General features: G+C 61.2%; 14 protein-coding genes. 5 read left to right on the top strand and 9 right to left on the bottom strand.

Annotated elements, in window-relative coordinates; translation table 11 throughout:
• The first annotated feature begins 15 nt into the window (after nucleotides 1-15).
• A complete protein-coding gene (locus SD460_RS45780; RefSeq protein ID WP_290050091.1) occupies nucleotides 16-390 on the top strand; it encodes a helix-turn-helix domain-containing protein in 375 nt (124 codons plus the stop codon).
• A gap of 174 nt (nucleotides 391-564) precedes the next feature.
• Nucleotides 565-1,698, top strand: a complete 1,134-nt coding sequence (locus tag SD460_RS45775; RefSeq protein WP_290050090.1) for an NsdA family TPR-like regulatory protein — start codon at nucleotides 565-567, stop codon at nucleotides 1,696-1,698.
• Here SD460_RS45775 and SD460_RS45770 read toward each other — a convergent pair.
• Nucleotides 1,684-2,232 carry an NUDIX hydrolase gene (locus SD460_RS45770; protein WP_290050088.1) on the bottom strand — a complete coding sequence of 183 codons (549 nt, stop codon included), beginning with the start codon at nucleotides 2,230-2,232 and terminating at the stop codon, nucleotides 1,684-1,686. The two genes, SD460_RS45775 and SD460_RS45770, sit on opposite strands and share 15 nt — an antisense overlap.
• 42 nt (nucleotides 2,233-2,274) lie before the next feature.
• Nucleotides 2,275-3,444 carry an NsdA family TPR-like regulatory protein gene (locus tag SD460_RS45765; protein WP_290050087.1) on the bottom strand — a complete coding sequence of 390 codons (1,170 nt, stop codon included), beginning with the start codon at nucleotides 3,442-3,444 and terminating at the stop codon, nucleotides 2,275-2,277.
• A 144-nt stretch (nucleotides 3,445-3,588) separates the two neighbouring features.
• Between SD460_RS45765 and SD460_RS45760 the strand changes: the two genes are divergently transcribed.
• The 3 genes from SD460_RS45760 to SD460_RS45750 are packed head-to-tail and all read left to right on the top strand — an operon-like array spanning nucleotide 3,589 to nucleotide 4,636.
• Nucleotides 3,589-4,044 carry a hypothetical protein gene (locus SD460_RS45760; protein ID WP_290050085.1) on the top strand — a complete coding sequence of 152 codons (456 nt, stop codon included), beginning with the start codon at nucleotides 3,589-3,591 and terminating at the stop codon, nucleotides 4,042-4,044.
• The gene (locus SD460_RS45755) at nucleotides 4,041-4,283 is read left to right on the top strand and encodes a hypothetical protein (RefSeq protein ID WP_290050083.1); all 243 of its coding nucleotides are present in this window, start codon (nucleotides 4,041-4,043) and stop codon (nucleotides 4,281-4,283) included. The genes SD460_RS45760 and SD460_RS45755 overlap by 4 nt, the downstream gene beginning before the upstream one ends.
• The gene (locus SD460_RS45750) at nucleotides 4,280-4,636 is read left to right on the top strand and encodes a transcriptional regulator (RefSeq protein ID WP_290050082.1); all 357 of its coding nucleotides are present in this window, start codon (nucleotides 4,280-4,282) and stop codon (nucleotides 4,634-4,636) included. Before SD460_RS45755 ends, SD460_RS45750 begins: the two co-directional genes overlap by 4 nt.
• Before the next feature lie 559 nt (nucleotides 4,637-5,195).
• On the opposite strand, the gene SD460_RS45745 is transcribed toward SD460_RS45750, so the two are convergent.
• The 7 genes from SD460_RS45745 to SD460_RS45710 form a co-directional block, all read right to left on the bottom strand.
• On the bottom strand, nucleotides 5,196-7,370 hold the full coding sequence (locus tag SD460_RS45745) for a hypothetical protein (protein ID WP_290050080.1): 2,175 nt from the start codon (nucleotides 7,368-7,370) through the stop codon (nucleotides 5,196-5,198).
• Nucleotides 7,371-7,414: 44 nt separating this feature from the next.
• The gene (locus tag SD460_RS46955) at nucleotides 7,415-7,936 is read right to left on the bottom strand and encodes a restriction endonuclease (protein ID WP_354670593.1); all 522 of its coding nucleotides are present in this window, start codon (nucleotides 7,934-7,936) and stop codon (nucleotides 7,415-7,417) included.
• Nucleotides 7,937-7,979: 43 nt separating this feature from the next.
• Complete coding sequence (locus SD460_RS45740; RefSeq protein WP_290050079.1) at nucleotides 7,980-8,927, bottom strand: hypothetical protein; 948 nt, start codon at nucleotides 8,925-8,927, stop codon at nucleotides 7,980-7,982.
• A 525-nt stretch (nucleotides 8,928-9,452) separates the two neighbouring features.
• Entirely contained in the window at nucleotides 9,453-10,109 is a 657-nt protein-coding gene (locus SD460_RS45735) for a hypothetical protein (protein ID WP_290050077.1), read from the bottom strand.
• A 392-nt stretch (nucleotides 10,110-10,501) separates the two neighbouring features.
• The gene (locus SD460_RS46950) at nucleotides 10,502-11,602 is read right to left on the bottom strand and encodes a tetratricopeptide repeat protein (RefSeq protein ID WP_369077418.1); all 1,101 of its coding nucleotides are present in this window, start codon (nucleotides 11,600-11,602) and stop codon (nucleotides 10,502-10,504) included.
• A 535-nt stretch (nucleotides 11,603-12,137) separates the two neighbouring features.
• The gene (locus SD460_RS45715; protein ID WP_290050073.1) at nucleotides 12,138-12,731 is read right to left on the bottom strand and encodes a hypothetical protein; all 594 of its coding nucleotides are present in this window, start codon (nucleotides 12,729-12,731) and stop codon (nucleotides 12,138-12,140) included.
• A gap of 257 nt (nucleotides 12,732-12,988) precedes the next feature.
• Complete coding sequence (locus SD460_RS45710; protein ID WP_290050071.1) at nucleotides 12,989-13,354, bottom strand: hypothetical protein; 366 nt, start codon at nucleotides 13,352-13,354, stop codon at nucleotides 12,989-12,991.
• Nucleotides 13,355-13,829: the final 475 nt, after the last annotated feature.

Genomic DNA, 13,829 nt, shown 5'->3' with positions numbered 1-13,829 from the left:
ACCACGGAGGAATAGGTGTCGGAAGACTGGGCGGCGGTCGCGAAGGCCATCAACGAGCGCGTGAACGAGCTCGGATGGAAACAGCGCGAGCTTGCCGAGCGCTCGCAGGTCTCCCAGGCGATCGTCCGCGAAATCCAGAACCACACCGTCGAGCGCAAGCGCAGCGACCGGACGCTCGAAGCGCTGGCCGTGGCGCTCGGGCTGCACCCGCAACACCTGCTCGCCGTCCTGCACGGCCGCATCCCGCCGACGCTGGGGCAGCCCCGCGAGAACATGGAAGACGCCGTGTCGGCGCGTCTCGCTGTCATCGAGCAGCGGCTGACTCAGATCACCGAGCACCTGGCCGATCTCACCGAGTTGCTTCGCCGCAATGGGACGTCCCGCGGCTAGCGCGAATCCCTTTCGGTGGGCGGCCGACTCGGCGGCCCACCGGTGTTTCTCGTCGTATGTCATGCCTCTAAGAAACGGCATTTCCGCGTTGGTCGGGAGCTGGCAGCGGATGACAAACCCGGTGTTATCTCTTGTTACCTGCGCAGGTCAGCGCACTTATCTGGCGGTCAGGTCATGACCTCGACAACCGCGCTGCAGGCGGCGCGCAATGCGCTCGGCTGGAGTCAGGAAAAGCTCGCGCGAGCCATCAACGCCCGCGCTGCAGCTCACGGACTGCCAGAGCGTTCGGTTCCGAGCCGAAAGACGGACATCTCCCGATGGGAGAACGGGCACGTGATGCCCGAACCCCCGATGCGGGCGGTCTTGCGCGAGATCTACGGCCGGACCGACGACGACCTCGGATTCCCGTCGGGAGACTTCGGCGGTCCGTCCGGCGACGAACTCGCCGAGCGGCTGATCATCGCCCGCAGGGTGGACGAGCAGACGATCGAGCTGTTCCGCGAAGAGGTGATCAGCGTCCGCCACGCCGACCGCCGGTTCGGGTCCGCGGCGCGGCTCGAACGGCTCCGTGGTCAGATCGCCGAGGTAGAGGCCCTGCTCAGGCACACGATCTTGCGCCGCGACCGCGCTCCGCTGGCCAGCGTGCTGGTCGAGGCATCGACGCTGGCCGGCTGGAACTCGCTCGACATCGGCGCGCTCGACCAGGCGTGGACGCACTACGAACGCGCGAAGTACGCCGCGATGGAGTCCGGCTCTGCAGCCTTGCTCGCGCACGCTACTGCTGAACAGGCGTTCGTCCTCATCGACGTGGGCAACGTCGACGATGCACTCGCGCTGTTCGCGGAAGCGCGGTCGATCGGTGAACATGCTCCTGAGCTGCTGCGAGCCTGGCTCGCTGCCGCCGAAGGGGAGGGCCACGCGATCGCCGGCCAGCGGGATGACGCCCTTCGCTCGTTCGACGAAGCCGACACGCTCTTGCCGAACGAAGTCGTGCACCCGGAGCTGCCGTTCGTCTTCCTCGGTGGCAGCCACCTCGACCGTTGGCGCGGAAACGCCCTGGTCCACCTCGGCGCGCCGGAAGCGATTGAGCACCTCGAGCGCGTTGTCGAGGGCATCGGATCGACGTCGTTCGTCCGGGCCGGAGCCGCGGTGTACGTGGATCTCGCCCACGCGTACAGCGCGGCGGGCGACCGGGAGGCCGCCAGGACCTACGCGCTGCAGGCCCGGCGGGTCATCTCCCAGGTTGGTTCCGTGCGATTGCGCCGCCGCCTCGAACGGCTCGTACTGCCCGGTTCACGCCCGGCGTGAGTTGAGGTAGTAGAGCAGCGACACCAGCGTGCCGGAGCCGAGCAGTTCCTGACGCTGCGCAAGCTCGTTGACCCGCGACAATGGCACCCACTCCACGCGGCCGACCTCTTCGGTGTCGGTCGGGTCGCCGATGTGCTCGGCCTGACGCCACAGGTACACGTCGACCGGCGCCGTGACCTGCCCGGGAAGCGGCTCGAAGCTCACCAGGTGCTCGGGCTCGCCCACGGGCTGCCAGCCGGACTCCTCGGCCGCCTCGCGAGCGGCGGTGCCGGCTGAGTCGTCGCCGTCGTCGACCATGCCGCCCAGCAGCTCGTAACCCCACTGCTCGGTGGCGAAGCGGTAGCGCCACAGCATCAGCGCCTCATCCTGGTCGTTCACGATCAGCGCTATGGCGATCCTGGCCAGGTGCACTACGTGGTAGTCCCAGCGTTCGCCGTTCGGCGCCTCGACGTCGGTCAGCCCGACCTTGACCCACTTGTTGTCGTAGACCAGCCGTTCACCGAATGTCTTCCACGACCCATGTTCGTCAGCCACGCCGCGAGCCTACGGGCCGGCGGCTGCCGCTCGTACCGCCCTTCAGTTCGCCGGCCCGACGAGCCGCGTGATCCGACGTTGCTGCCGGACAGAACCGATTTCGACGGCCAAAGTCCGAGCACGCTGAGCGTGCGCGCGTCCCTCAACGTGCTCACCCATCGCAAAGAACGCCGTCGCCAGGTCCACTCGCAAACCCGTCTCCGCGCGGGTGAACGTCGGATCGAGACGGCTCAACGCTGTGGAGAGCACGTCAACGGCGTCCGGCTCACCGACCCGGGCGAGCGCGTGTCCACGCCAGCGCGCCAGATGAACTGGATCGAGCACGACGTAAGGACCGTCCACCGCGGACACATCGGCTGGCAACAACCCCGCGGCGCGGTCGAAGGCACGCATGCTCGCCGAGCGCTGCCCGTCCGCTGCGAGGGCTTCGCCGTATGCGGCAGCGAGCCACGACCTCAGCAGGCGGCCAGCGACGCGCTGGGCCCGCCGCTCGGTGGCCTGCAGCAGCTCGACGGCTGATGCTGTCTCCTCGACGTCGATCAGCACGAAAGCTTGTTCAGCGGCCGTGTGCACCTCGAACGCCGCGTCACCGGACTCGCGGGCGGCCGCTTTGGCTCGCTCGTAGAACTGCCAGGAGTCGCCGACGAACCCCATGTCGAGCTGCTGCCAGCCGGCGAGCGTGCCGAACTCGGCGAGTAGGGCTCCGAGCTGGCTCCGAACCCCCGGAGTCAAGCTGTGCGAGCGCAGGCGCGTGATCTGCCGGACCTTTGTGGACACCTCTTCGTGCGCCGTCGAGGCACCCAGCTGCCGGTCAAGACGGCGCACCGCACTCAACTGGTCCTGAAGCAAGGCCAGGACGTCGGCGTTCACGCGTCGGGCAGCGCTGAGCCGCTGCCGCAACTCCTCTTCAGCCGCCTCGACCGGCCCGCGGACGGCGTCCGGTGACGACAGCAGGTCGTCAATCGGGACGCTAAGCATCCGTTCGAGCAGGCGGGCAGTGGCCGGCCGCGGACGCCCGACCGGAGACCCGTCCGGCTTGCGTCCCGAGATCAGGCGCTGGAGGTGCCGCACGCTGAGCGTGCCGGTCTCGCCGAACGTGCGCGCGAAGCGCTCGGCATCCTCGACGAACTCGGCGAGCGTCTGACTCCGCTCTCGGAGCTTCAGCTCTAGAACGGTGCGCGGCAGCTCGTCGGTCCCATCCTCGGCTGCCATCTCCGCCCTCCTGACGTGCCACTCGCGATATGTCCTCGCTAAGTCGTCCGCGTGACCTGGCGCCTATATGAGCGCACAATTCAGGCTGATTTCAGATCTTATAGCCCGTAGGGGCTGGTCAGCCGGTAGGTAGCGGAGGGGCACGTGAGCGACGTAGTACGGCAGGGGAGGGCCGCTGGGCTGTACGTGAGCTGGCACAGGAGCGACATCGACGGCCGCGACCACGCGGTGACCGACGAGGAGTTCTCCCGAGGCTGGCGCGACGCGCTCGGCCGATACGAGGGGCTGTGCGGGCACGTCGTGCTGCCAACGTCGATGCTCGTCGCGCCCGGCCGGCCGTGCGCCCGCTGCCGCGCGTTCCTGGCAGCTCGGAGGACGCTGCCGGCCGTCGAACGACGCCTTCACCCACCGCGGCACCGCAAGCCGTCGCGCTGGCGTCGCCTCTTCCAGCACGTCCCGCAGGTCAACGTGCCTGAACAGGCCCACTCGCAGAGCGCCCGAGCCTCTCGCGCTCGCGGGTTCCAGACTCCGGCGGGGGCGGGTAGCGCCCCGATCGCGCCCGTCTTCGCCGGACGCCACGAGCGGCGGAGCGAGCGATGACGACCCGGCTGATCATCGCGCGCCCGCTACCTGGCACGGTGGGTGAGAGTCGCCGCGTGGTCCACCTGGTCCCGCTGCCGGCTGACGCCGCAATGCCGGAGCGCTTGACGGCGTACTGCGACGCCACGTTCGGCCCCGGCGAACTGGAACTGCTGGAACGTCCGCTCGGGATGCCGTGCTTGGTTTGCCTCCAGCGCTCACCGGGCCCCACCAGCGAACTTCCGGCGGCGGAGTCGTGACGCCACCCGTACGAGCCGTTCTGCCGACGTTTCAGCAGGAGCTCGATCCGCTGCTGCTCATGCCAGTCCGGCTGTTCATTGCGTGCCTCCTTGCTGACGGCGAGTGGAGCGACGACATCGCTGTTCAGAGCGCCCTGCAGCTTGGTGAACGATCCTTCACGACGCATGTCGAGTACCTGCAGGCGGCGGGATACCTGGAGTTCCGCACGCAAGGGGGCCGTAAGAAGCTCCGGTTGACGCCTCTCGGCGGGGATAGGTTCGCCGAGCACGTCGGCGCGCTAAGCCGGGTCACATTCGCTGCGGTCAAACTCCTCCCGACCATGCGCTGCCCTCGGGGCGACGCCGGCGAGTGACAGGCACGCGCCAAGTCTCGGACTCTGGCCTGCGAGCCCCATAGAGGCCAAGCGTGACGGACGTTCAGGCGGCCGTCACAGCCGTCCCCAGCGCAGTTCTCGCAGGTCGACGGGTCTTTGCGCCGTCACGCCAGATCAGGACGGCATGACAAGTGCTCGGGAGGGCATGTGACGGCCGATCGTCTCCAGTACGTCTGCGGCCTCTGCCAGACGCATATCGAATCGAAGCGGCTCACGGCGATGGGGCTGCGTCTGCATCAGACTTCGGATTCGATCAGGTAGCGACAAGACCGGCGACTGCCTGCCGGTGCTTTGGCTTGGATTCCGGGAGACAGTCGAATGAGCAACGAACCTGTGAGCGGCCGTCGGACAGCTGGCAACGCCGACGACGACTCAGCTGAACGGCGTCTCCTACGGCAAGATCTACCGTTTGCTCCAGGGTGCCGGGATGCAGCTGCGCCCACGCGGCGTCATCCCGGCTGGTAGCCCTGGGACGTGGGCAGGAGATACGGGCAACGTGCCGAATATTGCACCGAAGCGAATTTACATATAATTTCGACTATTTCTCTGGCCGTAAGTCAGGGGCATCTTCGGCAAGGCTGGAGATGCCAATCCATCCAGAGTCGATGTAAATTCTTTCCGGGCTTCCCGAAAAAATGTAGAACAACGATTCAGGTAGATATCCGGGCTTGCGAAGCCACTGTCTAACTTTCGCGCCCATGCCTCGCTCATCTGCCATTTCGACCAGAATCTGCTCTGTGTCCTCATATATCGATCCGGCGCGTAGCCTGCCCATTGACCTGGAGAGCATGAACTCCTCCAGCACTGAGGGTTCCCCGGCCTCTCTACTAAGGAGCCATTCTCGAAGCCTGCTTCCGCTGTTCACTATGTCGTTGATGGCGTTCGACGATTGCACGTGTTTCCAGGCGTCGAGCAACGTTGTGTGTGGTTCCCTATTTGCCAGTGACTCTGCGATATAAATAAGCAAACGCGTTGTGATGACAGAATTATGAGTAACGTCCACGGGCACTAGTGTCCCCAAGATCGCCCTAGCTCCCTCCCGAATGAGCATGTCGGCAACGTTTACCGCTCCGGCTCCCTTTGGTGTCACGTGACACGCGCTCAGAATTACAACTGGCGGAAGCGGACCAAGTCCTGGACCAAGGGCTAGCTCATTGCCGACAACGAGGCCTGCCACGTTTGAAGCAGGATCATAGTACCCGTGTGCGCTCACGATCAGAACATCTGGTCTAGTTCGATCGACGGCGCTGCGGAATTCTGCAGTATTCTCAATCTCAACGAGATCTAGCTGTAGATTCTGCTGCCCGGACATGAGGTTTTCTTTCGCGTCTTGCCATGCAACTCTTGACATCTGTCCGACGACATCATCACGAGGGATACACTCTAGTACTACCACTCGAACGGTAGTGCTCATATTATATCCGGGAACATATTGGAGTTCATTTTGGATCGCCCGACCCAAAGGTAATACTGGCCTATAAGCGATTGTTGCCCTTGTGGAAACTGGAGAAGAATCTCCAGGCATCGTCAACAGTCCAATTGGAAAATTCGAGAATGTGGTAAGCATGCTTGCTCGCATGATTGCGGTCTGTAGTGCCTCTGTCCAGATCGACGCAGTTGCCGCATTAAGTCTCTTGAGGAATTTCCAAACGGTCGGACCGTCTGGATTGTCGATCCAATGTCGCTCAAGCTGTGCGAGGATAGTGAATGCCTCCTGTGGAACGCTGGGCAGCACTATCCCGATGCCATTCCGCGCAATGGCTCTATGGGTAACAAGAAACTCTATTGCGGATCGTTCCACGAGGTCGTCACGTCTTGTAGCCATATCAAGGCCCCAAGTGTCATCGCTATCAGTCGCAGGGAAACTCTTGATTCTGCGACGCAACGCGGGACTGTAGGCGCGACGTGCATAGGCGGCGGGAACTCCAGGCCAACCCAAGACGAATGGGACCTTCATACTTCTGTGCTCAGACATCAAAGTTGCTGGCATGGCCGCGTTGGCTTCTTCTGTGCCTAAGCCTTGGCGCTCAAGGTTGCTCAAGGCGGAGAGTACCAAGTGCATGTATAGAAGCTCGTGGATTGCCTCATGAATGTCCGTCTCTGGTTCAATGCGACGTTGGGCGCCCATCTGTCTTGCGAGCCATTGATATGGCAGGGTTGTCCCCGCTGTATCAAGTCGATTTGTTAGTTCAATCTCTCGGCCAAGATATTCAATTTCATGACCGAAATCGTTGTGAATCTTCTTCCACATGCGTGCGAGGTTCTGATTGGTAAGATCAGAGAATGTCAGAATTGATATATCAAGCCCTAAAGCGGATGCCCGTGATTGGACTTCTTCTAGTTCTTGATCCGGGCATATGATCAGTACTGGTATCGCGTAGTCGCGAGCCCGTCCGAACCATGCCTCATCAAACGCTACGGTAGGGGCGAACCATATCTGATGATCCAGGTGTAGCTCTCTGCTGACGTGAAATGCGGGAAACGGTAAATCTGCTAGAGTGCTGAAGGTGTTCGGTAGATGCAAGCAGTACCAGAGTGCCGGGAGGGCGGTTGACAGATCGACGGAAAGTCCGTGCGGTACCGTAATTGATGCCGTTTCCTCATATTGATGACTTAGAAAGACGTCGGCGTCAGAATCGATCAGATCGTCTGCTGAAAACAAGACGATGTACAAAGGCGAGAACGGGTGAATATTAACTCGCTCGCTGTTCACTGGTTGCCGCCTTCCGTCCAGTTTCGTCCGTTGCCAGACTTGTTTCAGTTTAATTTTGGAGAATCTCCAGTTGTAAGAAATTCGCGAAAGCTCTCCGCGTCGAGTTCTTCGATCCAATGTGGCGGAACATCCTGTACTAAAAGATCTGCGGGATAGCCGGGAGCGCCATGCAAATCCTTAACGATCTGAGGGGTCTCCAGAGAAACTGTCAGGATGCTCGGGTTTCTGCTGGCATATGCTCGCATATTTGCCCCATCGCTAAACCCGGAGGATGAGTAAATCAATCCTCGATCTGCGCCAATGTCTAACAGCTTTCCGATGAATCCGTCAACAATATTTACGTCGACCGGCCGTTGACGCAACTTGCATTCGACTGCAACAGAAATTCGTTGTCCAATTACAAGTCCTGTGGCCCAAACGTCGACTTGGCGAGCAATCTGGCTGAGTCGCCCTGGGACCTTTGCATCGTGGAGAACCGATGCGGAAGGATCGAGGGCAGAGAGTAATTCTTGGATCGATATCTCATATCTTCGCCAGAGTGGGTTGGATCGTGCTAATTTTCCCAATTTGGTTACTCGCTCGCTTATTGTTCCTGGGGTATTGGATGTTTCAACCGTTGATGGCCTGAATTGCTTCGTTGCCTGCGGCTAGCACCATTTTCTGGGCGACTGTTGCTCCGGCCGATCCTAGTGCTTCTAGGATTCCGTCGAGGAGTTGTCGCATCTTGCCGCGGTTGGGTGCGGCAGAGTTGGCTTCGTTATGCAATTCTTCGGCCTGGCCGTCCACGGTCCGCTGGGCGTCGTCGTCTAGTCCGAGAACTGGCAGGGTCTGGCGGACAGCGCCAGCGAACTCAAGCACCTTCGTGGTGTCCAGTCCTGAAATCGCGTTCTGCATGACATGGGAGCTTGCATTGGTAATGTTTCCGACGCTGTCAGCCATCGTGATTGTCGTAGTGTTGTGGGTCGTGTGCTGCGCAGAGGGACGCGCGCTACGGTTGAGATACTGGTTCACGTCGCCTTCGAAATGAATCAAACAGTCTCGGCCTTCGGCACTGATGGCTGGGGATATAGTACCGTCTTCAGCCTGATCAATAGTTGCGGCCGTGATTAGCCTGTGCCCGTACAGGTAGGCGGCCTCGCGTTCGATCTCAGCCCATGTGAAATCTGCATCGCCGAAACGAGCGGCTTCGCTGGCTGCGAAGTCACTCCAGTCTTGTGTGCCGCGGTTATGCTCAAGCCAGGTCAGCATGCGAGCCCGTAAGTTGCTTAGGCGATGGGCTGGGCTTCGTCGTTCGGTCCGCAGTCGTTGTGCGACAGCCAGGCCGCTGCCGGTTAGTGCGCAGTCCACCTCGCCGAAGGTCGAGTGATCCTTGGCCCAGCCTCGGTCGACAAGATAGTCTACCAGCATGGAGCCGGCCTGTATGTCGATTTGGTGTGCGGCTAGGTAGGTGGAGACGTCGGCGTCATCGCTTTCGCCGAGGTGCTCAAGGAATCCCTGTGCGTGTTCTTCGATGTTAATTCTCATGCAAGTTAAGCCTTCAGTACGTTCGTCGATCACGGGGACGAACTCGCCCGCGGGTTCAGGTTGCTGAGCCCTGGTTCGAGAGAGTATCGAACACTCGTTCCCATGTCGTGTCGGCACCCTCATGCGACCGTGAAAGTCACCGCTCTCTCGGGCCGGTTCCTGCCCGGGACATGCGGAATCCAAGGTGGGAGCGGTCTTCTTTCGCTGCAACGATCCACCTGCGGCCGGCATGAGCAACCAGAGTCGAGCCGTCCGGCCCCGTGAGACCAAGGTCGGACGGCTCCTCGCTATGTCGCCGCAAACCACCGGACGCGACGAATCCTTATCAGTCGGACCCGACGCAACACCACGGCTTCCGGTGCCCGCTCAAAGTGATCGCCGTGAGCGGTGCTGTTCGCAGCATGCCGGGGTGTCAAGGGACACCCCCGCCGCCGCAGCCGGTCGGGACGTGTCTCCGCTGTCGCGGGCGCGGCGCGATAGGCAAGGCGATACCCGCGTGGTCAACCGGTCCTGCCCGTGACCAATGCACCGCCTGATCTCCGCTGACGTGCGAGTTTGCTAAGCGCGGCGGCTCGGCGCCCCCGTGGTGCGGATGCCGCCATTGAGCAGCAGACCGACGAGCGCATCTTGCCGGGTGCGCCAGGGTCCGCCGGGGACTGTGAGTGACGTGGCTGCTGTCCTTGCTTCCCAGCGGCGTCGCCTGTCGCGTGCGAGGTAGCCAAGTAAGACCGAGTCACCGGCCAGCACGCGATACCCGCCCAAAGCCTCGAAGTCCTCGCCACGCTCGACCCGAACTGTGTCCACATCGATCATGTCTTCGCGCGTCACCGGACGTGCTCCCGTTACGACAGGTTCCGTGACGGATTGCGTGACAGCTGTCAGCTTCTCCGCTTGCGCGGACAGGTGTTCGGCCTTGGTGCGAGATGCAGGGCCAGCGTCGGTCGCGCAACCCGTTTTGGCCAACTCGACGACGACGGCCAACTCGGCGAGCGCGGCGTTGGGGTCGGCGCCGGACATCGCGGCGCGGCGCGCGGCGGCTACGGCGCGTCCAGCTCGGTCGAGTAAATCCAGCAGGTCGGCGCGACTGGGATCGGTGGCAAGCCGGGCACGGCGGGCGCGCTGGCGGCACGCGGGGCCATGGTAGGTCGCTGGACGGCCGCGTCCGCTAGGACGGGACAACGTCTTGCCGCAACCTGCGCAGACCGGACCGGTCATGTTGCACCTCCAATTTCTTCCGTGACATATTTCGTGACACCGACGCGGTCGAGCGTAGCAGAGTGTCACGAAAAATCTCCCGAAATTAGCCGTCACAACCCGTCCCGCGAGCCGTCACGCCGTCACATCGGCCGTGACGGCAAGCGGTACGGGCAACAACCGAGGTAGCGACCTATCGAAGAGTGGGGCAAACGTCCCGCCCCGCCCCGCCAGGGCGGCCCGCGTAACGACTTCGTCGAGCGTCACGCCTGGCCGTGTACCTGGCGGCGTGCAGTCGCTTGGCGCAGCGTCAACATCCTGGTCGATCGGTGGCTGCCTTCTTGAGGATCGTCACGGAGATGTCGTTGGTCCGGTCGGCGCAGTGAATCGAAGCATCTATAGATGAAACGAGTTCAGATTTTCCTTCGCAAAATCGCTATTTGCTTTTCGAGGCGTTCAGCGTGGAACGTGTCGCCGATATCGCGATTTAGCGCAAGGCTGCGTTGAAACAGGTTGAGCGCCTCGTCCTGCACGTCCGATTCTAACAACCTGCCCAGCGAGTACAAAATTTGAGCCTGGTGACGTTTGTTGCTGGTTTGTTCGCCGATGGCGAGGCTTTGGCGGAGGAGGTTCTCGGCTTCGCCGCTTCGCTGGCGGTCTCGGCCGATGAGCTGGCCGAGGGTATAAAGTACCCGAGCCTGGCCGGCCGTGTCCGCGAGACCCCGGAAATTGAGGCTTTGGCGGAGGAGGTTCTCGGCTTCATCGCTTCGCTGGCGGTCTCGGCCGATGAGCTGGCCGAGGGTATGTAGGACTTGCGCTTGGCCTGAGGTGTCCGCGAGTCGGCGCAGTAACTCGAGGCTTTGGCGGAGGAGGTTCTCGGCTTCGCCGCTTCGCTGGCGGTCTCGGCCGATGAGCTGGCCGAGGGTATGAAGTACCTTAGCCTGGCCGGCCGTGTCCGCGAGACCCCGGAAATTGAGGCTTTGGCGGAGGAGGTTCTCGGCTTCATCGCTTCGCTGGCGGTCTCGGCCGATGAGCTGGCCGAGGGTATGAAGTACCTGAGCCTGGCCAGCCGTGTCCGCGAGTCGACGTTCGGTGTCGAGGCTCTGGCGGAGGAGGCTCTCGGCTTCATCGCTTCGCTGGCGGTCTCGGCCGATGAGCTGGCCGAGGGTATGTAGGACTTGCGCTTGGCCTGAGGTGTCCGCGAGTCGGCGCAGTAACTCGAGGCTTTGGCGGAGGAGGTTCTCGGCTTCGCCGCTTCGCTGACGGTCTCGGCCGATGAGCTGGCCGAGGGTATGAAGTACCTGAGCGCGGTGGTGGTCGTTCGCAATACGCTCACCGATTGCGACGCTGCGTCGCAGCTTAGCCTCCGCAGCCGGCAATTTCCGTTGTCGAGCTTCGATCCGTCCTACGATGTGAAGGGCGACGGCGATCTCGATGCGATCGCCCTCTGTCGCGGCCACAGATCGCAAGAGCGGCTCGGCTTGCGAGGTCTTCCCTTCTCGGTAGAGCACCATTCCTTGTAGGAAGTCCACCTCGATCGACAACCTAGGGAGCACCCCGAACTCCTGCTGCTCCCTAGCCAAGTGCATTCCAAGCCACTGCTGTCCACGTGGAGCTGATGAAGATAAGCCCAGCTCGCTATAGATTTCTAGGCCATCCTGTGGGTTCAAGGCAGCCGAGTGGTAGGCCCGCCCAGTCGCTTCAGTCAGATAGACGGGCAGTCCTGAAAATTCGCTCCGTGATTCGCGGGAGTGAGAAAGGTCCCGCAAGCGTCGGTGCATTTCTTGTGCCAGATCTGTGTCCTCGAGAAGTCGGGCTAGCAGGTGGCTCCGTGCCCGTAACGTGAGATTCCACTCGTTGTTTCGGTCGGCTACAAAATCGCAGAGCCGCAGGCCGCGGACCAACGCTCTTGGGTCTTCGACGGCGGCTGCTTCGAGCAGATACACGGCAAGGTCATCGGTAAGACTCTCGGCAGCGGACAGCGCGATTAGTGCTCGTTCTATCTCCGAGTCTTCGCGGAGTAAGATGGCTACGTCGCTGGGTTCATAATCATCTCGGTGAGGCACTGCTGACCCCTTTTCGCGCAACTGCCAGACCTAGCCTAGCGTATACGTCTTGAATGCTGGAGGAAGTCTCAAGCAGGCCCTTGGCGTAGCCTCGGGCCTCTTCGGCTGTCTTGCTCCATGAGGCTTCGAGTGCGATCGCTATGAGGTCCTCTTCTGCGTGCGCGTACGCCGTGCCGGTGAACTGCTCGGGAAGTTGCAGTACCTGTGAAGGATCAGGTGGCCAAAAGGAAGATCGCTCTTCCATTAAGTATGGATCAAATATGTCGATCACGAGCAGGCCGTGATTCACCAGTTCGGCCAATGCTCCAGTCCAGAGGCGCTGTTCGAGAATGTCGAGGTCGATTTTATCCCACGTATGCGTATCGACGAAAATCAAGGTAAATCGCCGTGTTTTCAGCGCACTTTTCAGTTCTGAGCACAGTGATCGAATATTGTGGTAATCACGCGCAGAAGTGTCGTACGGATCTATTTCCGATGTTATGCTGACGTTGTTTATAGTGAAGTCGTGGCCGACCTCGGCGCTGTTGCCGATTGTGATCGGAGTACTCGTTGATCTATCGACGGTCGGTGCTGTCAATTTGAATCCGTTGAAGCATTGTCGGACTATGTCGGGGACATAGTGTGTGCCGGCATCCTCCGGGGACACGAGTAGCGCCAATTGTTCATATGGCGACTTCCTCGTTCTTAATTCAGCGCGGATGGCCTTTACAAACGCGCGCTTCGGCGCGTTTGTGCCGGCCGCGTGAACGTGGACGACGCCGCCCCTGCCTGCCAGGTATGGCTCGAGGGATTCGAACTGTGAGCGCCAATCTAGACGATGAGATGAAAAGCTTGTCACTTTTTTGACCTTTTGCGGCCGACTGTGATACGAGAGAGGGTTGCCTTGCCCTTGGAATTCACGTCGTTGCCGACGGCGATATTCGCGTCGCCTGGGGCGACGTCGATCTTGTCGATCAGGAGGTCGCCTTCTGTGGAGACACGATTGCCGATTTGAATTCCGTTGTCCTCGTTGGGGTCGCCTGGGTGGCTTTTGGATTCTTTTCGCGCCATTAACCAGGTCAGCGCGAAGACTGTCGCGGCGATTAGTATTACTAGGCCCCAGCGTGCGAACGAATTGAGTGTGCCGATAGCGGTCGATACTATGTAAGTGATGATCCCTGCCGCGGCCGCTGCTCCTACTTCAAAGACCGTCTTGCGCAATTCAGCACACCGTCCCGTCTGCGCGCCCAGTGGGCTTCTTGGCCATGCCGTAGTCTTGGATGACCGGTAATCGCATGTCCAAGACTTGACGCCTTCCGTATGGATGAGTTGTAAGTCGGTGTTGTACAACTGCACGTTACGCGGGGCAAAGTTCGACTCCGTGTCGTTGCTCAATTGAAACCTGACGTTCGGCGTGCGGGCGGTCGCGTCTGAACCCTTTACGGCGGGGTGAGAGGTCGCTCCGTGATGTCGCAAGGGTGGGCGAAGTCAACTCGCGGCCGCCGGGCAATCGGCAGAAAGAAAATATCACACCTTGTGTTCTATTGGAAACTAGTGACCAATAGATAAGCGGGTCGTGCGCATTCATCTTGAGAAGTGGGATCCAAATTATGGTGTTATATGCGAATGTTTCCCGAAGGCGATGCTGGCCTGCTGCTCAAGGTTAACCGATGGACATGCGTGTAGATAGTGAGCA

The sequence above is a fragment of the Amycolatopsis solani genome (genome assembly GCF_033441515.1).
GTDB lineage: Bacteria > Actinomycetota > Actinomycetes > Mycobacteriales > Pseudonocardiaceae > Amycolatopsis > Amycolatopsis solani.
This window is presented reverse-complemented; position numbering and strand designations above follow the sequence as displayed.

What these genes read in the sequence shown, in the direction of transcription:
- SD460_RS45775 (WP_290050090.1), top strand. Translation starts at nt 565, where the DNA reads ATGACCTCGACAACCGCGCTGCAGGCGGCGCGCAATGCGCTCGGCTGG.
- SD460_RS45765 (WP_290050087.1), bottom strand. Translation starts at nt 3,444, where the DNA reads ATGGCAGCCGAGGATGGGACCGACGAGCTGCCGCGCACCGTTCTAGAG.
- SD460_RS45755 (WP_290050083.1), top strand. Translation starts at nt 4,041, where the DNA reads ATGACGACCCGGCTGATCATCGCGCGCCCGCTACCTGGCACGGTGGGT.
- SD460_RS45735 (WP_290050077.1), bottom strand. Translation starts at nt 10,109, where the DNA reads ATGACCGGTCCGGTCTGCGCAGGTTGCGGCAAGACGTTGTCCCGTCCT.
- SD460_RS46950 (WP_369077418.1), bottom strand. Translation starts at nt 11,602, where the DNA reads ATGGTGCTCTACCGAGAAGGGAAGACCTCGCAAGCCGAGCCGCTCTTG.